Annotated in this window: 21 protein-coding genes and 1 pseudogene; 6 read left to right on the top strand and 16 right to left on the bottom strand. The window is 46.9% G+C overall.

Annotated elements, in window-relative coordinates; translation table 11 throughout:
- Positions 1-30: 30 nt before the first annotated feature.
- Positions 31-804: an alpha/beta fold hydrolase gene (locus ACWHAR_RS03125; RefSeq protein WP_032874113.1), complete on the top strand. Its 774-nt coding sequence runs from the start codon at positions 31-33 to the stop codon at positions 802-804.
- 49 nt (positions 805-853) lie between these two features.
- Here the strand turns inward: ACWHAR_RS03125 and rpmG are convergent, their stop codons facing one another.
- Positions 854-1,003 carry a 50S ribosomal protein L33 gene (gene rpmG, locus ACWHAR_RS03120; protein WP_003153246.1) on the bottom strand — a complete coding sequence of 50 codons (150 nt, stop codon included), beginning with the start codon at positions 1,001-1,003 and terminating at the stop codon, positions 854-856.
- A gap of 78 nt (positions 1,004-1,081) precedes the next feature.
- Positions 1,082-2,008: a ribonuclease Z gene (gene rnz, locus ACWHAR_RS03115; RefSeq protein WP_032874110.1), complete on the bottom strand. Its 927-nt coding sequence runs from the start codon at positions 2,006-2,008 to the stop codon at positions 1,082-1,084.
- 208 nt (positions 2,009-2,216) lie between these two features.
- On the opposite strand from rnz, the gene zwf reads away from it, so the two are divergent.
- Positions 2,217-3,686 (top strand): glucose-6-phosphate dehydrogenase, encoded by a 1,470-nt coding sequence (zwf, locus tag ACWHAR_RS03110; RefSeq protein WP_012117935.1) that lies wholly within the window; start codon positions 2,217-2,219, stop codon positions 3,684-3,686.
- 90 nt (positions 3,687-3,776) lie between these two features.
- On the opposite strand, the gene gndA is transcribed toward zwf, so the two are convergent.
- Together gndA and ACWHAR_RS03100 are read right to left on the bottom strand one after the other, a co-directional pair.
- Complete coding sequence (gene gndA / locus ACWHAR_RS03105; protein WP_007408395.1) at positions 3,777-5,186, bottom strand: NADP-dependent phosphogluconate dehydrogenase; 1,410 nt, start codon at positions 5,184-5,186, stop codon at positions 3,777-3,779.
- A gap of 108 nt (positions 5,187-5,294) precedes the next feature.
- Complete coding sequence (locus ACWHAR_RS03100; RefSeq protein ID WP_032874108.1) at positions 5,295-6,539, bottom strand: DNA polymerase IV; 1,245 nt, start codon at positions 6,537-6,539, stop codon at positions 5,295-5,297.
- Positions 6,540-6,614: 75 nt separating this feature from the next.
- Between ACWHAR_RS03100 and ACWHAR_RS03095 the strand changes: the two genes are divergently transcribed.
- Both ACWHAR_RS03095 and ACWHAR_RS03090 read left to right on the top strand, forming a co-directional pair.
- A complete protein-coding gene (locus ACWHAR_RS03095) occupies positions 6,615-6,896 on the top strand; it encodes a hypothetical protein (protein WP_003153239.1) in 282 nt (93 codons plus the stop codon).
- Between the two features lie 32 nt (positions 6,897-6,928).
- Positions 6,929-7,765 carry a membrane protein insertase YidC gene (locus ACWHAR_RS03090; RefSeq protein WP_032874105.1) on the top strand — a complete coding sequence of 279 codons (837 nt, stop codon included), beginning with the start codon at positions 6,929-6,931 and terminating at the stop codon, positions 7,763-7,765.
- 112 nt (positions 7,766-7,877) lie between these two features.
- Here ACWHAR_RS03090 and ACWHAR_RS03085 read toward each other — a convergent pair whose 3' ends face one another.
- Genes ACWHAR_RS03085 through mce form a run of 3 tightly spaced genes read right to left on the bottom strand, consistent with a single transcriptional unit; the run spans position 7,878 to position 10,948 of the window.
- Positions 7,878-8,993, bottom strand: coding sequence for a tripeptidase T (locus ACWHAR_RS03085; protein ID WP_003153237.1), 1,116 nt, complete (start codon positions 8,991-8,993; stop codon positions 7,878-7,880).
- 16 nt (positions 8,994-9,009) lie between these two features.
- Positions 9,010-10,533 (bottom strand): acyl-CoA carboxylase subunit beta, encoded by a 1,524-nt coding sequence (locus tag ACWHAR_RS03080; protein ID WP_032874103.1) that lies wholly within the window; start codon positions 10,531-10,533, stop codon positions 9,010-9,012.
- Positions 10,520-10,948, bottom strand: coding sequence for a methylmalonyl-CoA epimerase (mce, locus tag ACWHAR_RS03075; protein WP_032874101.1), 429 nt, complete (start codon positions 10,946-10,948; stop codon positions 10,520-10,522). The genes ACWHAR_RS03080 and mce overlap by 14 nt, the downstream gene beginning before the upstream one ends.
- A gap of 93 nt (positions 10,949-11,041) precedes the next feature.
- Here mce and prli42 point away from each other — a divergent pair, with 93 nt between their 5' ends.
- Positions 11,042-11,137, top strand: a complete 96-nt coding sequence (gene prli42 / locus ACWHAR_RS03070) for a stressosome-associated protein Prli42 (RefSeq protein WP_007408390.1) — start codon at positions 11,042-11,044, stop codon at positions 11,135-11,137.
- A 13-nt stretch (positions 11,138-11,150) separates the two neighbouring features.
- Here prli42 and ACWHAR_RS03065 read toward each other — a convergent pair.
- From ACWHAR_RS03065 to brxB, 6 genes and pseudogenes are all read right to left on the bottom strand, one after another.
- Positions 11,151-11,681 (bottom strand): annotated as a pseudogene (locus ACWHAR_RS03065) (L,D-transpeptidase).
- 69 nt (positions 11,682-11,750) lie between these two features.
- A complete protein-coding gene (locus ACWHAR_RS03060) occupies positions 11,751-12,704 on the bottom strand; it encodes an aromatic acid exporter family protein (protein WP_032874154.1) in 954 nt (317 codons plus the stop codon).
- Positions 12,705-12,780: 76 nt separating this feature from the next.
- A complete protein-coding gene (locus ACWHAR_RS03055; protein WP_032874098.1) occupies positions 12,781-13,503 on the bottom strand; it encodes an amino acid ABC transporter ATP-binding protein in 723 nt (240 codons plus the stop codon).
- Positions 13,496-14,155 carry an amino acid ABC transporter permease gene (locus tag ACWHAR_RS03050; protein ID WP_032874096.1) on the bottom strand — a complete coding sequence of 220 codons (660 nt, stop codon included), beginning with the start codon at positions 14,153-14,155 and terminating at the stop codon, positions 13,496-13,498. Before ACWHAR_RS03050 ends, ACWHAR_RS03055 begins: the two co-directional genes overlap by 8 nt.
- Positions 14,156-14,216: 61 nt before the next feature.
- A complete protein-coding gene (locus ACWHAR_RS03045; protein WP_032874094.1) occupies positions 14,217-14,984 on the bottom strand; it encodes a transporter substrate-binding domain-containing protein in 768 nt (255 codons plus the stop codon).
- A gap of 245 nt (positions 14,985-15,229) precedes the next feature.
- The gene (gene brxB / locus ACWHAR_RS03040; protein WP_003153223.1) at positions 15,230-15,667 is read right to left on the bottom strand and encodes a bacilliredoxin BrxB; all 438 of its coding nucleotides are present in this window, start codon (positions 15,665-15,667) and stop codon (positions 15,230-15,232) included.
- A 178-nt stretch (positions 15,668-15,845) separates the two neighbouring features.
- Here brxB and ACWHAR_RS03035 point away from each other — a divergent pair, with 178 nt between their 5' ends.
- Positions 15,846-16,742: a YegS/Rv2252/BmrU family lipid kinase gene (locus tag ACWHAR_RS03035; protein WP_032874092.1), complete on the top strand. Its 897-nt coding sequence runs from the start codon at positions 15,846-15,848 to the stop codon at positions 16,740-16,742.
- Positions 16,743-16,785: 43 nt separating this feature from the next.
- Here ACWHAR_RS03035 and ACWHAR_RS03030 read toward each other — a convergent pair whose 3' ends face one another.
- From ACWHAR_RS03030 to ACWHAR_RS03020, 3 genes are read right to left on the bottom strand one after another with little or no spacing between them, the layout of a single operon-like run.
- Entirely contained in the window at positions 16,786-18,048 is a 1,263-nt protein-coding gene (locus ACWHAR_RS03030; protein ID WP_032874090.1) for a dihydrolipoamide acetyltransferase family protein, read from the bottom strand.
- A 21-nt stretch (positions 18,049-18,069) separates the two neighbouring features.
- On the bottom strand, positions 18,070-19,053 hold the full coding sequence (gene bfmBAB, locus ACWHAR_RS03025) for a 3-methyl-2-oxobutanoate dehydrogenase subunit beta (RefSeq protein WP_032874088.1): 984 nt from the start codon (positions 19,051-19,053) through the stop codon (positions 18,070-18,072).
- A gap of 12 nt (positions 19,054-19,065) precedes the next feature.
- Positions 19,066-20,058 (bottom strand): thiamine pyrophosphate-dependent dehydrogenase E1 component subunit alpha, encoded by a 993-nt coding sequence (locus ACWHAR_RS03020; RefSeq protein WP_032874085.1) that lies wholly within the window; start codon positions 20,056-20,058, stop codon positions 19,066-19,068.
- Positions 20,059-20,068: the final 10 nt, after the last annotated feature.

Genomic DNA, 20,068 nt, shown 5'->3' with positions numbered 1-20,068 from the left:
CTATAGAACCAATTAGAGGGGATGACTCCAATGAAAGCAGCATGGATGGAAAGGACATATCTGATTGACGGGTGTCCGTTTTATACGAAACACCGTAAAGGCGCCGGCGAAGTGACGATCGTCTTTGAAGCCGGCTACGGCACTTCTTCTGAAACATGGACATCATTACTCGCTGACATAGATGAAGAATTTGGGGTTTTCACATATGACAGAGCCGGAATCGGCAAAAGCGGACAAAGCCGAAACAAGAGAACGGCGGACCACATGGTACAGGAATTAAACACTCTTCTTCTGAAGGCCGGCGTCAAGCCTCCTTATCTTGTCGTCTCGCATTCATACGGCGCGATTATCAGCAGACTTTGGGCGAGCCGGAACCGCCGGGATATTCTCGGGATGGTGATGCTTGATCCGGTTTCTGAGGATCAGGAGACGAAAGTGCTTCCGCTTCTTCCCGAAGAAATGAAAGCTGCCTATTTGAAACAGTTCGTATTGGAAGGATCACACGCGGAATTTTTGACGAGCCTTCGTCAGATCAAGCATCAGCAGATTCATTTCGGCGATATGCCGCTGTTGATTTTATCATCGGGAGAGCGGGATGAGCACTTAAAGCACGCTCATGAACAATGGGTGAAACTGCACAGAAGCATGCTTGATGTCTCTTATCAAAGCGGATGGATTCAGGCCAAAAACAGTTCTCATGCCATTCACCACGATGAACCGCACATCGTCCACCTTGCCATTTATGATGTTTGGTGCGCGGTGCGCCAGCAAATGAATGCTCCTGCCTATCAGGCGGTAAACTGATAAAACAAAAGCCATTGTGCAACGGCACAATGGCTTTTGTTATCGTGATCTATTTTGTCTCACGATGCAACGTATACTTTTTCAACCGGGGGGAATACTTTTTCATTTCTAACCGGTCCGGATTCGTCCGTTTGTTCTTCGTCGTAATATAATTTCTGTCCCCTGTCTCTGTACAGGCCAATGTAACATTTACACGCATCATTTTCACCCCTTATACAAATCGTAATTATTACGTTTTATTATATCTCACCAGAAAAAAATGTCAAGCGTTCATTTTTTAAGACCGCTCCACAGTGACCTCCATGAAGTCAAATCCGATCTTACTGTTTTCAAATACCGCTTTCGCCTCATGTTCGAGACGCTCTATCGGCGATTCACCCTGATACCTTGCGCTGATATGAGTTAAGATCAGCTGTTTGGCGCCTGCTTTTTTTGCCGTTTGCGCAGCCTGTTCTGTCGTCGCGTGATAATAATTATGTGCGAGCTTTGCATCTTCCTTGGCAAACGTCGCTTCATGAACAAGCACATCCGCATTGCGCGCCAGCTCCGTTACCCGCTCTGATGCCCTCGTATCCCCGGAAAAAGCGACGATTCTCCCTTTTTTCGGGGGTTCCAAAAAATCCCGCCCGTTAATGATTCTGCCATCGTCAAGTGTGACCGTTTCGCCTTTTTTGATTTTCTGATAGACGGGTCCGGGCGGGATATTCATTTCTTTTAATCTGCCGGCCTGCAATGCGCCGGGAATATCCTTTTCCTGAACCCGGTAGCCGAACGCTTCCACGCCGTGAATGACGGATGCTGCGGTAACAATGAATTGCTCATCTTCAAAAACCGTCCCCTCTTCGATTTCATGTACGGTAAGAGGATACGTCAGATGAGTCGCCGTCACGTTCAGGCTTGTTTCGATAAAGGCTTTAATACCTTTTGGCCCGTAAATCGTCAGCTCTTCTTCACCGCCCTGAAATGAACGGCTCCCCAACAGACCCGGAAGACCGTAAACATGGTCGCCGTGAAGGTGGGTGATGAAAATCTTCTCAATTTTCCTCGGTTTGATTGTTGTATGTAATATCTGATGCTGAGTGGCTTCTCCGCAATCAAACAGCCATACGGAACGCCTTTCTTCAAGAAGCTTCAGCGCGACGGACGTTACGTTTCTCGTCTTTGCCGGCATGCCGGCCCCCGTCCCTAAAAATAATAATTCCACAATGCTTCCTCCTAGATCTTTGTACTACTAAGGATACAGGATCAGGCTGAAAATGTGAATTCACCCGGGCCTTCTCCGGCCTGATTAATTTTTTTCCGCAAACCGCAAAAAACAGGCTGAAATGTTTGCTTTCAACGAATTTTAGATTTAAAATGAAGGAAATATGCGGGGTTTTAAACCATGCTTCAGATAAAGTGAGGTACTCTAAGTGAAAACAAACGACAAACCAAAAGCAGTAATTGTAATATTTGGTGCCACAGGGGATTTGGCAAAACGAAAACTTTACCCATCCATTCACCGTTTATATAAAAATGGTCAAATTGGTGAAGAGTTTGCAGTTGTAGGTGTTGGAAGAAGACCTTGGTCAAACGAGGACCTCCGGGAAACCGTTAAAACGTCTGTTTCTTCTGCCGGGCAAAAAGACATAGACGATTTCACATCTCATTTTTATTACCATCCGTTTGATGTAACGAATCCGGGTTCCTATCAGGAGCTGAATGTCCTGCTTGATCAGCTTGAACATACATATGAAATCCCGAACAACAGAATGTTTTACTTGGCGATGGCTCCTGAGTTTTTCGGCACTATCGCAAAATCACTTAAAAACGAAGGTGTCACAGCGACAAATGGCTGGTCCCGTCTCGTCATTGAAAAACCATTCGGCCATGACCTGCCGAGTGCGAAAGAGCTTAACAAAGAAATACGCGAAGCTTTCACGGAAGATCAAATTTACCGGATCGACCATTACTTAGGCAAACAAATGGTTCAAAATATCGAAGTCATCCGGTTTGCGAATGCGCTGTTTGAGCCGCTGTGGAATAACCGCTACATCTCAAACATCCAGATTACGTCAAGTGAGGATCTCGGCGTTGAGGATCGCGCGAGATATTACGAGAAATCAGGCGCACTCCGTGACATGGTTCAAAACCACATTTTACAAATGGTCGCTCTCTTGGCGATGGAACCGCCGATTAAACTGAACACGGAAGAAATCCGCAGCGAAAAAGTGAAGGTGCTGAGAGCCCTCCGCCCTGTCGCTCCAAACGAAGTAAGTGACTTCTTCGTCCGCGGACAATACCAAGCGGGAACGATTGACGGAAACGCTGTACCGAGCTATACAGATGAGCAAAATGTAGCACCGGATTCCAATACGGAAACATTCGTGTCCGGAAAGCTGTTAATCGATAACTTCCGCTGGGCCGGCGTTCCGTTTTATATCCGCACAGGGAAACGGATGAAAGAAAAATCAACGAAAATCGTCGTTCAATTTAAAGACATTCCGATGAACCTTTATTACGGCAATGAAACGAATGTAAATCCGAACCTGCTTGTCATCCATATTCAGCCGGATGAAGGCATCACACTATATCTGAACGCTAAAAAATTAGGCGGAGCCGCACATGCTCAGCCGATTAAGCTGGACTACTGCAGCAACTGCAGTGATGAAATGAACACACCGGAAGCCTATGAAAAATTAATCCATGACTGTCTGCTCGGTGATGCGACAAACTTTGCCCATTGGGACGAAGTGGCGCTTTCATGGAATTTCGTCGATGCGATTTCCGAAACGTGGGCAGCCGACAAAACCCTTTCTCCGAATTATGAAGCCGGGTCAATGGGACCGAAAGCTTCGGACGATCTTCTTGAAAAAGACGGTCTCCACTGGTGGAATATATAAGAAAACATCAAAAAACCGCGGCGCCGTTCATGACGGCCCGCGGTTTTTAATATCAGAAAAGCCCCCGCAGTTATTGCGGGGGCTTCTTCATTACTTCATCCATTCAGTATGGAAGATGCCTTCTTTATCTGTGCGTTCATACGTATGCGCGCCGAAGTAATCACGCTGCGCTTGAATCAAGTTTGCAGGAAGCACTGCCGTACGGTAGCTGTCGTAATACGCAAGTGCGCTTGAGAACGAAGGTACCGGCACGCCTTGGGCTACGGCAAGTGAAATCACTTGGCGAAGGGCGCCTTGGTAGCTTTCTGCAATGTTTTTGAAGTAGCTGTCTAACAGCAGGTTGTCAAGCTCCGGTTCACGGTCATATGCGTCTTTGATCTTTTGCAGGAACGCCGCGCGGATGATACAGCCGCCGCGGAAGATCATCGCGATTTCACCGTATTTCAGATCCCAGTTATATTCTTCAGACGCGGCTTTCATTTGGGCGAAGCCTTGTGCGTAAGAACAGATTTTACTCATGAAGAGCGCTTTTCTGACCGCTTCGATCAGCTCTTCTTTATTTTCAGTGACCGGCTTAACGTCTGGCCCGGACAGAAGGCTGCTTGCTTTCACACGCTCTTCTTTCATTGCGGAAATGAAACGCGCAAAAACAGATTCAGTGATAATCGGAAGCGGCACGCCTAAGTCAAGAGCACTTTGGCTTGTCCATTTACCCGTTCCTTTTTGGCCTGCTTTATCAAGGATGACGTCAACAAGCGGTTTGCCCGTTTCTTCATCTTTTTTAGTGAAAATGTCAGCCGTGATTTCGATCAGATAGCTGTCAAGCTCTCCTTTGTTCCACTCAGCGAATACTTCGTGAAGCTCTTCGGCAGACAATCCGAGCACCTGTTTCAAAATGAAATATGACTCAGAGATCAGCTGCATGTCACCGTATTCGATACCGTTGTGCACCATTTTTACATAGTGCCCCGCTCCGTCCGGGCCGATGTATGTCGTACAAGCTTCTCCGTCCACTTTAGCAGAAATGGCTTCTAGAATCGGTTTCACGAGTTCGTGCGCTTCCTTTTGGCCGCCCGGCATAATAGAAGGCCCTTTCAGCGCTCCCTCTTCACCGCCTGATACACCCGTTCCGATAAAGTGAATGCCGCTTTCGGCAAGCTCTTTGTTCCGGCGCTGTGTATCTTTATAGTATGTATTTCCGCCGTCAATCAAAATATCGTCTTTTTCCAGATGAGGAAGAAGAGATTGAATCGTCGCATCCGTTGCAGTTCCCGCTTTAACCATTAATAAAATTTTACGGGGTGTTTCAAGAGACTGGACAAACTCCTCAATGCTGTATGTACCGACAACATTTTTGCCTTTTGCCTCTTCTAAAAACTCTTCCGTTTTGCTGCTTGATCTGTTGTATACAGACACAGAAAATCCCCGGCTTTCGATGTTAAGAGCCAGATTTTTACCCATTACCGCAAGACCGATAACTCCGATTTGTTGTTTTGACATATTCTAACGTCCCTTCTTCAAACGTTTAACCATTTTAAAATTTAAATTAAAATAAAATGATATTTATACTAAAGAAATTATCATACATAACCCCTTTTTTCAAGTTATTCACCTTTTCTTTTCATCCTGGAAAAAGTCTCTGTTAAAGCTCGTTCCCCTTGTTTTACTTTCTTCTTTTTTTATAACGGCGCCTTTTCTGATCAGGTTTTGGCCGTACTTTTCATTCAGCTCGTTCATCATCTGAAAAATTGGCTCATCCTTTGCGTCCTCCTTGAATGAAAACAGATCAAGCTGTTTATACGCCTGCTGTTTTTCAACCAGTTCCGTTCCGGTGATGCCGAGAAGCCTTACCGGGTTTTGGTTCCAGTGCTTGTCAAACAGTTCCATCGCCGCTTCCATGATGTCTTTTTTCTGATCAGCCGGATTGCTGAGGGTCATGCTTCTTGTGACTGTTTTCCAATCCGCATACCGAATCATGATGAACAGCCGGCAGGCCATGACCTCCTTGCGCTGGAGCCGTTCGCTCACAGACAGCGCGAGCCGTTCAAACACGCCCGTTAATTCATCCCAGTCAGCCGAATCATGCGACAGGGTGGATGAGTTGCCGACGCTTTTAAATTCATAAATCCGCTCGGGATTGACTTCTGCAGGATGGATGCCGTTCGCTTTATCCTTCAGCCTCGGGCCGTTTATGCCGAGAAGCGTTTTCAGCGCATGTTCATCTCCTTTTGCCAAATCACCGATCGTTTTGATGCCGAGCGTTTTTATTTTTTCCGCAGTTTTCGTTCCTATACCGTGCATCTCTTCAATCGGAAGAGGCCATAAGACGTCCGGCAGCTCTCTTTTTCTTAAAATGGTGATGCCGAGCGGTTTTTTCATGTCAGACGCCATTTTAGCGAGAAATTTATTCGGGGCGATGCCGATGCTTGACGGGAGCAAAAGCTCTTTTTGCAGTCTCGCCTGAATGTCTTCGGCTGTCTCATACGCCCTGTGTCTGTGCGGTGTGTCCGTAATATCCATGTATCCTTCATCAATAGAAACAGGCTCGACTAAATCCGTATACTCCCTCAGAATGCTGAACATTTCTTTTGATGAACTCCGGTAGCGGTCAAAATTCGGAGGCACGACGATGAGTTCCGGACAGAGGCGTTTTGCCCGCCACACCGGCATGGTGGTCTTTACGCCCCGCGCTCTCGCTTCGTAGCTGCAGGTGACGATGATTCCTTTCCGTTCCTTCACGTTTCCGGCAACGGCGATAGGTTTTCCTCTTAAAGACGGATCATACGCCATTTCTACGGAGGCATAAAAACTGTTCATATCGATATGAAATATAATTCTCCCTTTTCCGGCCACTCCCGGCGCCTCCTTTCCTTTCATAGACAACCTTATATATATGTAGTAAAATAAGAGCTGAATGGATGTGATAAAATGATTCTTGAGTCAATGAATGACTTTTTATTTTTAGTCGATTTTTTCACAATTATTCTTCCCGCTCTGACCGCGATCGGCATCGCTTTTCTTTTGCGTGAGCGCCGCGCAGGCGAGCATTGGAGAACGAAACGAATAGATGAACATCAAGCAGTCGTTCAGCTGAACCGAACAGACTTTCTTATTATTATATATCATCGCATTACAACTTGGATACGTAAAGTCATCCGCATGAATTCACCGGCGAATGATGATGAAGATGTCAGCTTCCTCCTTTTATAACGGCAAGTGAAGATAAAAAGGAGGAGACATAATTGTCTAAAACATATCAAAAATGGATCGCATTCGGATTGTTTTTTATCGTACTGTGCACAGGCCGCTCGGCTTTTGCGGCGACATCTCAGACTCAGACGGGAGGCCTCGGGAATATCGGTTTTTTCCACGATTACCTGATCGAGCCGTTTTCGGCACTTTTAAAAGGTGTGGCGGGCCTGTTCCACGGTGAGTACGGACTGTCGATTATTCTGGTGACGATTATCGTCCGGATCGTTGTATTGCCTTTGTTTGTGAACCAATTTAAGAAACAGCGGGTGTTCCAGGAAAAAATGGCTGTGATCAAACCGCAGGTCGACAGCATCCAGGCTAAAATAAAACAAACGAAAGATGCGGAAAAACAAAAAGAACTGCAAATGGAAATGATGAAGCTTTACCGTGAGCACAATCTGAATCCGATGGCAATGGGATGTCTTCCGATGCTGGTGCAATTCCCGATTTTGATCGGTTTTTATTACGCCATCCGCTCAACGCCGGAAATCGCTTCACACTCATTTCTGTGGTTCAGCTTAGGGCATTCTGATATTCTTGTATCACTGTGCGCGGGGGCCGTGTATTTCTTACAGGCTTATATTTCCCAAAAATTAAACGAGAAATATTCACCGGCTGCTCAAAATCCGGCCGCGATGCAGTCAGCAAAAATCATGGTCTTTATTTTCCCTGTCATGATGACCATTTTTTCACTTAACGTACCGGCTGCGCTGCCGCTTTACTGGTTTACAAGCGGACTGTTTTTGACAGTGCAGAATGTACTTTTACAGCAGACGCATCATAAAAAGAAACAAGCTGCGGCTCAGGCGGAGCCCGCCAAATCATAATACTGAAACCCTGCCCGAAACCTATCCGGCAGGGTTTTTTTCTTGTATCTGCAAGGCTTTAAGCCAATTATCATGAAGAATGAAAAAAGCACCCAAATTGGGTGCTTCGTTTTTAGTTGGCCGCTGTTTCGATAATGGCAACGACCATTTCCGCCGTTTTGACGAGCTCTTCAATCGGCATTTTTTCATTTTTCGTATGGATTTGTTCATAGCCTACTGACAGGTTGACTGTCGGAATGCCGTGGCCGGCAATGACGTTTGCGTCACTTCCGCCGCCGCTTGTCTGAAGTTCGCTCGGCCGGCCGATTTTTGCCGCCGCTTTTTTCGCGACTTCCACAACCTGATCGCCGTCCTGATATTTGAAACCCGGATACATGACCGCGATGTCCACTTCCGCGCGGCCTCCCATCTCAGCTGCAGCAGATTCGAAAGCTTCTTTCATTTTCTGCACTTGCGCTTCCATTTTTTCAGGCACTAATGAACGCGCTTCAGCCAGAATATCAACCTGGTCGCAGACGATATTGGTTTGCGTGCCGCCTTCGAAACGTCCGATATTAGCCGTTGTTTCTTTATCAATACGGCCGAGCGGCATTTTAGAGATAGCTTTTGACGCGATTGTAATCGCGGAGATGCCTTTTTCCGGTTCTACTCCCGCATGAGCCGTTTTACCGAAAATGGTTGCTCTCACTTTCGCTTGTGTCGGCGCGGCTACAATAATGTTGCCGACTTTTCCGTCTGAATCAAGCGCAAAACCGTATTTCGCGGTAATGTCTGAACGATCCATTGCTTTTGCCCCGACTAATCCCGATTCTTCTCCGGCCGTGATAATGAATTCAATGGTGCCGTGCTCGATGTTTTGTTCTTTCAGCACTTTAATGGCTTCAAACATTGCAGCAAGACCCGTCTTATCATCAGCGCCGAGAATCGTCGTGCCGTCGGATTTTACATAGCCGTCTTCCACAATCGGCTTAACGCCTTTGCCGGGGACAACCGTGTCCATGTGCGATGTGAAATAAATCGTATCCGCATCTTTTGTGCCCTTTAACGTACAGATTAAGTTGCCGGCGCCATGCCCCGTCACTTCTTTTGTATCATCTTCTTTTACGCTCAATCCTAAATCAGTGAATTTTTGTTTGAGCACCTTGCTGATTTCCGCTTCATGTTTTGTCTCTGAATCAATTTGAACGAGTTCAAGAAATTCTTCAAGCAGACGTTTTTCGTTTACCATTTTCAGTTCCCTCCGTTTAAAGCGGTATATTACCGTGCTTTTTTTTCGGTCTTTCCTCTTCCTTATGCGCAAGCATGTCAAATGCCTGAATCAATTTTTTCCTCGAGTCTTCCGGCCGGATGATATCATCCACCATTCCGCAGGCCGCCGCTTTATACGGACCGGCGTTTTCCTTTTCGTAAATGGCTTTTTTTTCGCGCTTCGTTTTCTCCGGGTCGTCAGAAGCCTGTATGTCTCTGCTGTATAAAATCGACGCCGCGCCTTCCGCTCCCATCACGGCGATTTCCGCATTGGGCCAGGCGAATACAAGATCTGCCCCGAGCCCTTTCGAATTCATGGCGACATAGGCGCCTCCGTAGGCTTTTCTGATGATGAGCGTCACTTTCGGCACCGTCGCTTCGGCAAAAGCATACAGCAATTTTGCTCCGTGACGGATGATCCCCGCATGCTCCTGCTGAAGGCCCGGAAGAAATCCAGGAACATCAGCGATCGTCAATAACGGAATATGAAACGCGTCGCAAAAACGGATGAATCTCGACGCTTTGTCAGCGGCATCAATCGTGAGGCTTCCCGCCAAGTGTTTCGGCTGATTTGCGACAACACCGACTGTACGCCGTCCGAGTTTCAGAAAACCGACAGCAATGTTTTTGGCAAAATACGGCTGAATGTCAAAAAACGTTCCGTCATCCGCCAGCTCTTTTATTACCTGTAACACATCGTAAGGTTTCGAACTGTCCGCGGGAACGAGGGTATTTAATAACGGTCTGGCGTCTTCCTTTTTAACGGGCAATGCCGTCTGTCCGCCGTGCGGGAGATAAGAAAGCAGGGTTTTCACAGCGGAAAGAGCCTCTTTTTCCGTTCGTGCGGAATAGTGGGCATTTCCGCTTATCACATTATGTATTCCCGCACCGCCTAAACTTGCCGCGTCAATCTGTTCACCCGTAACCTGTTCAATGACTTTCGGGCCTGTAATAAACATGTGCGACGTATGTTCCGCCATAATCACAAAATCCGTCAATGCGGGTGAATAAACAGCACCGCCGGCACACGGCCCAAGGATGACAGAAATTTGCGGAATCACTCCCGAGTAAAGGACGTTGCGCCTAAAGATATGACCGTATCCATTTAATGATACCACACCCTCTTGAATTCTCGCACCACCTGAGTCGTTCAGCCCGATGATCGGAGTTTTATTTTTCGCCGCCAGATCCATTACCGCCGCGATTTTTTCCGCATGTGTCTCGCCGAGCGTCCCGCCGAGTACGGTAAAGTCATGGGCAAACAAATACACGGGCCGTCCGTCAATTGTGCCGTATCCGGTAACGACTCCGTCTCCCGGAGCATTTCGGGACCCGGGCATGCGGCTTTTGGCAAACGGCTGCAGCTCTGAAAAACTGTCTTCGTCCAATAAATAGTCAATTCTTTCTCTTGCCGTCAGCTTGCCTTTTTTGTGCTGTTTTTCATTTTTTTCCGCACCGCCGCCATTTGTTAAAAAGGAACGTCTTTCGTTTAAGTGTCTGATATGATCACTCATGCTCATCTTGAGTTTCTCCTTTTTCAATTGTTTCACAAAGCTCAATCAGGACCCCGTTCGCCTCTTTTGGAGAGAGAAATGCGATCTTCTTCCCGCCCGCTCCTTTTTGCGGTTCATGATGGATCAAAGTCATGCGGCATGCTTCAAGCTCCTTGATCGTTTCCTTCATATCGGCGCAGCGGAATGCCAAATGATGCAGCCCTTCGCCTCTTTTCTGTAAAAAAGAGCTGACGGGAGACGCGTCCGACAGCGGCTCAATCAGCTCAAGCTTTGTGCCTCCCGCTTCTAAAAAAGCAACTCTCACATTTTGGCCGCTTACCAGCTCGTCTCCCATATACGTAAGCCCGAGCATCCGTTCGTAAAATCCTCTCGCAGCTTCTATAGAGCTGACGGCAATGCCGACATGATCAAGTTTTTTCATAGCGCGGCCACCTGCTTTCCGCCATAGGATATGGCTTGTTCATACAAGCAAAACACGTTAAAATGATAGACAGTAATCTTAAGGAGTGAAACAATGTCTCAAAAATTTATGAAAAGCGCCGTCATCGTCATTTTGGGCGTATTTATACTTTCAACCCTCCTCTCAGGCATTATGATGTATTTGCGGTAAAAAAGCAGGCGCCTCATTGCAAGGGGGTTTCCTGCTTTTTTATGAGGGCTTTCCGCTCTATTGCAATGTCCTCGAATGAGCGGTTTTCTTTTGTAATCAATACTTTCGTTCCGGGAGGAATAATCCGGAAAATACGGATGACATCCCGGTTTTTCATACGGATGCAGCCGTTTGATACAAACCCCCCGATCAGCTCTTCTCTGTTTGTTCCGTGAATGCCGTATATCCTGCCGTCGGTTCCTTTCGCGTCAAAACCGATCCAGCGGACGCCGAGCGGGTTTTCCGGCGCGCCTCCCTTTACATTTTTCTTCCGGTAATACGGATTGACGGCTTTGACCGTTACCGTAAATTCTCCTTCAGGCGTCAAATCATCCGTTTTTCCCGTCGCCACCTGATAAATGCCTTCTATTCGGTTATCCTTCACAACAGCAAGCGCATTTGTGGCTTTATTGACGATAATATAAGGGTCACCCGGCAAAGGATTCGCGCCAAGCGGTCAAAGCGGAGACAGCAGCAGGGCGGCTGACAATAAAAAAAATCGCATGGGCTCCCCTCCTTTTTTCATTAGAATGACCAATGAAAGGTGGACTCATGCGATTGATCCATATGTTTTTTACAGCTTGATGCCTTTGAAATAACTTTTAATCACGAGATATTGTTCCATCTCACCGAGGAGGTGGAACAAAGCCGCCCGAGCTTCAAACTCCTCGCGCGTTGCCGGGAGCGGCATTTCTTCAAATTCCGTTCTCATTTCTGCAAGTCTTTTTAAAAATTTATGAGCAGTATTGCCGGGATGAATGGCTTCCCTTAATTCATGGATGAAATGGGCGATTATTTTGCCCTGCTCCACCGTTATTGAAATAGAGGTAATCTTCGGCAGCAGCCGTTCAATGATTTCAAATTGTTTCTGTCTCATCTTAAAATAATGATAGTAGAGATTTTCATGGCGCAAAATATGATTCTGCACGTCCCGATAGGCGAGGTTTTTCGCCTCTTGAATCATCTGATGCGTCTCCGGTATTTCCTTCCCCGACCAATCTTGCTCACCAGTTAACAAATACCGTTCGATTTCGGCGAAGATGACGGAAAAGTTGTCCTCGATTTTTTTCCGGTACGCCGCGAGTTTTCTGTCGAGGCTCGGCATATACAGATTCATTAACAGCGCGACGCCGATACCTACGGTAATCAGCTGGAACTCATTCCAGATAAACGCCATCGTAATGCCGCCGGACATATATAAATGAAGAATGATTACTGAGCTGGTGACGATCCCTTCGTTTATTCTTAAAACGACTGTAGTCGGAATGAACAGCACCAGCAATATTCCGATCGCAAACGGGTAATAGCCGATCAGCCCGAAAAAGACATATGAGAAGACGATTGCCAATAAACAGGCGGCAAATCGGGCCCACGAGGCCTGAAGCGACCGCTTTTGCGTAATCTGGATGCACAATATGGTGATGATTCCTGCGGATGCGAAGTTTTGCAGATGCAACAGCTGGGCTAAATAAATGGCCAGCGCCGTTCCAAGTGCGGTCTTTAGTGTCCGGTAACCGATTTTAAACATTGCTTGCTCCATTCTGTTTGTTTCTTTCTCAAAAAAAAGAAGAAGAGCACCCTTCTTCTTTTCTTCCAGTTATATTTTATAATATTTTTTCTAAAAAGTCCTGTGCTCTTTTTGACTTCGGAGAAAGAAAAAATTCTTCCGGCTGCCCGTCTTCCACGATCGTCCCTTCATCCATAAATAATACACGGCCTGCGACTTCTTTGGCAAATCCCATTTCGTGCGTTACGATCACCATCGTCATGCCCGTCTGCGCAAGCTCTTTCATCACCTCAAGAACTTCTTTGACCATTTCCGGGTCAAGAGCCGAGGTCGGTTCATCAAACAGCATGATGTCAGGATTCATGGCAAGCGCACGCGCGATGGCGACCCGCTGCTTCTGTCCGCCTGACAAACGGTTCGGATAGTCGTTCCGTTTGTCAAGCAGTCCGACTTTTTCAAGGAGAGCGCACGCCTTTTCCTCCGCCTCCTTTTTAGACTCTTTCTTCACGCTGACCGGCGCGTATGTGATATTTTCAAGCACCGTTTTATGAGGAAACAAATGAAAATGCTGAAATACCATGCCGATATTTTCCCGCACTTTCAGTTTATTCGTTTTAGAGGCGGTAATTTCGTTTTCTTTAATGGCAATCGTTCCGCCGCTCGGGGTTTCCAGCAGATTTAAGCAGCGCAGAAACGTTGATTTGCCGGAACCGGAAGGGCCGATGACAGCGACGACTTCCCCTTCTTCGATCTGTGTTGAAATGTTTTTCAGTACTTCATGTTTCCCGAATGATTTTGACAGATTGTCGACCTTAATCATTGGCTTTCAGCTTCCTTTCTACGCCTTTTCCGATGAATGCTAAGATCAAAACGAGCACGTAATAGATTAAGCCCGCCACGATAAGAGGTTCTAAATAGTTGTATGTTGCGGCGCCAGACTGGTAGGCCCGTCTCATAATGTCGCCAAGACCGATAACTGTGACGATCGCCGATTCTTTCGTTAAGGTGATTAATTCGTTAATAATAGCCGGAGAAATGTTTTTAAACGCCTGCGGCAGCAGCAGATCTTTCATCATTTTTCCGTACGGCACGCCGAGAGCGACGGCAGCCTCTTTTTGTCCTTTGTCAATTGCGTTGATTCCCGCTCTGATAATTTCAGAGACGTAAGCGGCTGAATTGAGCGATAATGCGGTGACCGCCGCCCAAAATTGATCGATCTGAAAGCCGAGGAGCTGCGGCATACCGAAATAGATGATCATCAGCTGCAGCACGAGCGGCGTGCCGCGGAATATCGAAGTATAAAAATCCGCAATCCATTTCAGCGGACTGATCGTGCTGATTTTAAATAAGCTGAGCACGATGCCTAATACAAGACCGATGAGCGCTGAAACGAGCACGATTTTCAATGTGACCGCAAGGCCTTCCAATATAAAAGGAATTTGGGGGATTGTCGCTGAGAAATCCAAATTCATACGTGTGATCTCCTTTGTCTTTATTCAAGATAAAAAGCTCAACGAAAAGTTGAGCTTTCTTTTATTTCTCGTTGGTGAACCATTTTTTCTTCAGTTTTTCGATTTCTCCGTTTTTCTCCATTTCTTTCAGCGCTTTGTTGAACTTCGCTGTCAGATCACTGTCTTTGCGGAACGCAATCGCGGAACCCGATTCGTCTGATTTCGCATCTGCTGACGCAAAGCCCTGCAGATCATGATTTGAACTGAAATAGCCTTGTGCTACGATGTCTTCGATAATCGCGGCATCAAAACGCCCGGATTTGATCTCTTCGGTTAAGTCTGAGATCCGGTTGCGGTCTTCGAGCTGAAAACCGTATTTCGAAGCGAGCTTCTTGCCTTTTTCTTCTTGAATGGAGCCAAGCTGAACACCGACGGTTTTGCCTTTCAGATCACTCAGGGATTTAATGCTGCTTCCCTTTTTCGTAACGATCATATTGTTAGCAGTATAATAAATATCAGAAAAATCAACTTGCTTTTTCCGTTCCGGCGTAGGTGTCATTCCAGATAAAATCATATCTACCTGCTTGGACTTCAAAGCTGTAATCAGGCTGTTGAAGTCCATGTCCCGCACCTCAACGTCATAGCCGGTCTTTTTGCCCAGAGCTTTTGCCAGATCAACGTCAAACCCGGTGATCTGATCGCCGTCTTTATATTCAAATGGTTTATAGTCAGCCGATGTACCCATAATCAGCTTGTTCTTTCCGCCTTCTGAGCCTGAATTGCCTGATCCGCAGGCGGACAGCGCAAAGGTGATACATGCAGCAGCTAATACCAACAGCCATTTCTTCATGATTCATTTCCCCCATATCTACTGATCTCTTAAATTTGAATATTTATTCGTTAACTTGTATTTTAAACACTTTTTAATTGTGATGCAATACTATTTTTGAAAAATATATTTTCCTTTCTGTGTTTATTATAGTCATTGTTTTTCAGATTAGTGACAGCTGAACGCCGATGTATAAATATTTATATTTATACAGATTCCATATAAAAAAAACCCGCAAGCGCTTGGCTCCGGGGTTTTTCTTTCACTTATACTTCTTCACAATATTCTTCAAATGCTTCCTGCAGTTTTGTGACGACGGCCATCGGCTCATGGCCTTCAATTTCATGGCGTTCCACCATTTTCATGATTTTACCGTCTTTTAAAATGGCAAATGACGGAGAGGACGGCGGATAGCCTTCAAAGTATTCTCTCGCTTTGGCTGTCGCTTCTTTATCCTGTCCGGCAAATACCGTCACAAGCTGATCCGGGCGTTTATCGTAATGTACGGAATGGTACGCGGCAGGCCGTGCAATACCGCCTGCGCATCCGCACACAGAGTTGACCATGACGAGTGTCGTTCCTTTTTTCGAAAGCGCTTCGTCCACTTCCTCAGCGGTTTTCAGCTCTGTATACCCGGCGGCCGTGATTTCCTGGCGGGCTTGACGCACGACATCATTCATAAATAAATTAAAATCCATATTCAACTGGGACCTCTCCTTTTTGATCATCTCTTCTTATGATAGCAAGGAACCTCCCTATCGGCAAATGACACCGCTCATATCCAATTGTTTTTTGTCCCTTTTATGTTCCCGATGTAAGTTTATGACCCTTTAAAAACGGGAAACTTGGTAAGGATATTGTCTGAAATAAAGGAGCAGTCATATGAGCCAACGGAAAGCAGTTTTAATTTATAACGGAAACGCCGGTCAAAAGCAGATTGATAAAACGCTCGGCACGGTCGTCCCCATTTTGGCCCAGTCAGCTGACGAACTTTTGATTAAACCGACCAAACATCAGGATGATGCCCGTCAGTATTGTGAAAATCTCGACAGTTCAGTTGACCATTTATATATTTTAGGCGGGGACGGCACTGTGCATCAATGCATCAACAGCATCAGCAAGCTTGATCACAGACCCGCTGTCGGCATTTTGCCGGGAGGAACGTGCAACGATTTCTCCCGGGCGCTCGGCATCCCGCAAAACCTTCAAAAGGCCGCTGAAGCGCTCGCGGGCGGACATAAACGGATGATTGACGTCTGTAAAACGGATGACGGCTATTTTCTGAACTTCTTGGGCATCGGACTGATCACCGAAGCATCAAGCCATATCAATGAAACTGAAAAAGCATGGCTTGGTAAAATCAGCTACTTCACGAGCGCCTTGCGGACGATGACAAGCGCGAACCCGTTTCCTGTCAAATTGACGATTGACGGCGAGGTGAAAGAAGACGAAGCCGTAATGGTGCTTGTCATGAACGGGCATTATATCGGGACAAACAGAGTTCCCCTGCCTGATGCCAGCCTCCGGGACGGCTTAGCCGATGTGTTAATCTGCCGCAACACAAGCCTTGCCGCGCTGCGGGAGCTGATGACGATGGAGCAGGGTTCATTTGATGATTTCAAAGGGGAGCTGTCCTATATTCAGGCCTCCAGAATTGAAATCGAAACCGGACGTGAAATGGACGCGGATACAGATGGCGAGGTATACGGAACAACACCTTGTACGATCGAAGTGAAAAAACATCATCTCACTATGCTTGTTCCCGAGGATTCACAATGAAAATAAAAAAGCTCCTTTTGCCGCCCGGGCAAAAGGAGTTTTTTTAATAGACGGAAGTATGTTCATCAATGTTTTCTAAGATCTCTTTGACGCGTCCGAGGAATCGGCCGCACACGAGCCCGTCGAGCACCCTGTGATCTAAAGACAGGCAAAGATTAACCATATCACGAACGGCGATCATCCCGTTATTCATGACAACCGGACGTTTGACGATAGATTCTACCTGAAGAATCGCCGCCTGGGGATGGTTGATAATGCCCATAGATTGAACTGAGCCGAAAGATCCCGTGTTATTGACGGTAAATGTGCCGCCCTGCATATCTTCCGCGGTAAGTTTTCCGTTTCTCACTTTTTTCGCAAGGTCCGTTATTTCTCTGGCTATGCCTTTAATCGTTTTTTCATCAGCATGCTTAATAACCGGAACAAACAGCGAATCTTCCGTGGCAACGGCAATGGAGATGTTGATGTCTTTCTTTTGGACGATTTTGTCTCCCGCCCACATGCTGTTCATCTGCGGGAACTCCTTGAGAGCCTGCGCCGCCGCTTTTACAAAGAAAGCGAAAAACGTTAAATTAAAGCCTTCTTTCTGTTTAAATGAGTCTTTAATGCTGTTTCTGTACGCCGTCATGTTCGTGACGTCGACTTCCATCATCGTCCAGGCATGTGGAATTTCTGTTTTGCTTTTATGCATATTGGCGGCGATGGCTTTTCTGACGCCTGTAACCGGAATTTCAATATCACCGGCTGACAGAGCTGGTGCCGGTGCTTGTTTTTGCTGTTGTTTCGGCGCTTGTTGCGTTGTTTGAACGGCAGCCGGCGCCGGTGCTTCCGACTTCTGCTGCATTCCCGAATCAATGATCTTTTGAATGTCTTTTCGCGTAATTCTTCCGCCTGCACCCGTTCCTTCAACTTCTTCAAGCTGAATGCCGTGTTCTCCCGCTAATCTGAGCACGGCCGGCGAATAACGCGCTTTATTTGACTGATCTTTACCTTGACGGTTTGCATCGGTGTCTGAAGGGGTATTCTGCTCTTCTTCCCGCTTCGGCGCCTCTTCGGTTTCCGTTTCTTCTGTTTCAATTTTGCAGATGATCTCGCCGACTGCAAGAGTCTGGCCTTCTTCTCCTACAAGTTCTGTAATCGTACCGGTAAAAGAAGACGGCACCTCCGCATTCACTTTATCCGTCATGACCTCCGCAATGGGGTCATATTTATTCACTTGATCACCGGGGGATACCAGCCACTTGCTGATCGTCCCTTCCGTCACGCTCTCTCCGAGCTGAGGCATAGCCATTTGTTCAATCGCCATGTCAAAAACCTCCTTACGTCTTTAAAACTCCGCTAATTCTCTCATCGCGGCTTCTGCTTTGTCAGGATTCATCATGAAGTATTTTTCCATTGCCGGCGCATAAGGCATTGCCGGAACATCAGGACCTGCAAGCCGCTTGATCGGCGCGTCTAAATCAAATAAGCAGTTTTCAGAAATAATGGCGGCGACTTCGCTCATAATGCCGCCTTCTTTCGTATCTTCTGTGATCAGCAATACTTTTCCCGTTTTAGACGCGGCTTCAATGATGGCTTCTTTATCTAACGGATAAACCGTACGCAAGTCTAATACGTGTGCGGAAATTCCGTCTTTTTCAAGACGCTCGGCAGCCTGCAGAGCAAAATGGACGCATAATCCGTACGTAATGACAGTAATGTCGCTGCCTTCGCGTTTTACATCCGCCTTTCCGATCGGAAGGACGTAATCATCCGCAGGGACTTCGCCTTTAATCAGACGGTACGCCCTCTTATGTTCGAAAAACAGCACCGGATCTTCGTCACGGACTGCAGCTTTCAACAGCCCTTTTGCGTCATAAGGAGTTGAAGGCATGACAATTTTAAGGCCCGGCTGGTTGGCAAAAATGGCCTCCACAGATTGGGAATGATACAACGCGCCGTGCACGCCGCCGCCGTAAGGCGCTCTGATGACCATCGGACAGCTCCAATCATTGTTTGAACGGTAGCGTATTTTTGCCGCTTCTGAAATGATTTGGTTGACCGCAGGCAGAATGAAATCAGCAAACTGCATCTCGGCAATCGGGCGCATGCCGTACATCGCGGCGCCGATCCCGACACCGGCAATCGCTGATTCAGCAAGCGGCGTATCCATCACCCGCTCTTCTCCGAACTGTTCATAGAGACCTGCCGTGGCTTTAAACACGCCGCCTTTTCTCCCGACGTCTTCCCCGAGAACAAACACGCGCGGATCTCTTTCCATTTCTTCTTTCATTGCTGCATTAATACTGTCAATATAAGACATTACAGACATAAGTATTCCTCCCTACTTCGCATAAACGTGATCAAGCGTTGATTCAGGAGATGCGTATGGCGCTTTCTCCGCTTCGTCTGTCGCTTCGTTTACGATAGCCATGATGTCATCCAGCATGGTCTTTTCTTCTTCTTCACCTAGAAGCCCGGCTTCTTGCAAGTATGCTTTGTATAAAAGAAGCGGATCTTGTTTCTTTGCTTCTTCTACTTCTTCGCGTTCTCTGTAGCTGCTGTCGTCGTCATCACTGGAATGCGGCGTCAAACGGTAGGAAACCGTTTCTATTAATGTAGGGCCTTCGCCTTTAGACGCCCGTTCGCGCGCTTCTTTTACGACCCGGTAAACTTCCAGCAGGTCGTTTCCGTCAACAGTGACTCCCGGCATGCCGTAGCCTGCCGCCCGGTCGGATATTTTCTCGCACGCCACCTGTTTGTCATACGGGACAGAAATGGCATACTTATTGTTTTCACACATGAAAATGACCGGCAGTTTATACACGGCGGCAAAGTTTGCCCCTTCGTGAAAATCCCCCTGGTTGGAAGATCCTTCTCCAAAGGTAACAAAAGAGACGATATCCTTTTTATCCATGCGTCCCGCAAGCGCGATTCCGACTGCATGAGGAACCTGCGTCGTAACAGGGGATGAGCCCGTTACGATTCTGTTTTCCTTTTGCCCGAAGTGGCCCGGCATCTGCCTTCCGCCAGAGTTCGGGTCAGCTGCTTTCGCAAAACCCGACATCATCAAATCCTTTGCAGTCATACCGAATGCAAGCACAACCCCTATATCTCTGTAGTACGGAAGCACATAGTCGGTATCACGGTTTAAGGCATAGGCCGCGCCTACTTGTGCCGCTTCCTGTCCTTGACATGAAACAACGAACGGAATTTTGCCCGAGCGGTTTAAGAGCCACATTCTTTCGTCGATTTTTCTGGCTAACAGCATAGTTCTATACATTTCAACGGCTTCTTCGTCAGAGAGCCCTAATGCTTGATGGCGGTTTGTAGTCATTCAAACCCCT

This window comes from Bacillus sp. LR--39 (genome assembly GCF_053613335.1).
Note: the sequence above shows the minus strand (reverse complement) of the source record. Positions and strands in the feature narration are given on the sequence as shown.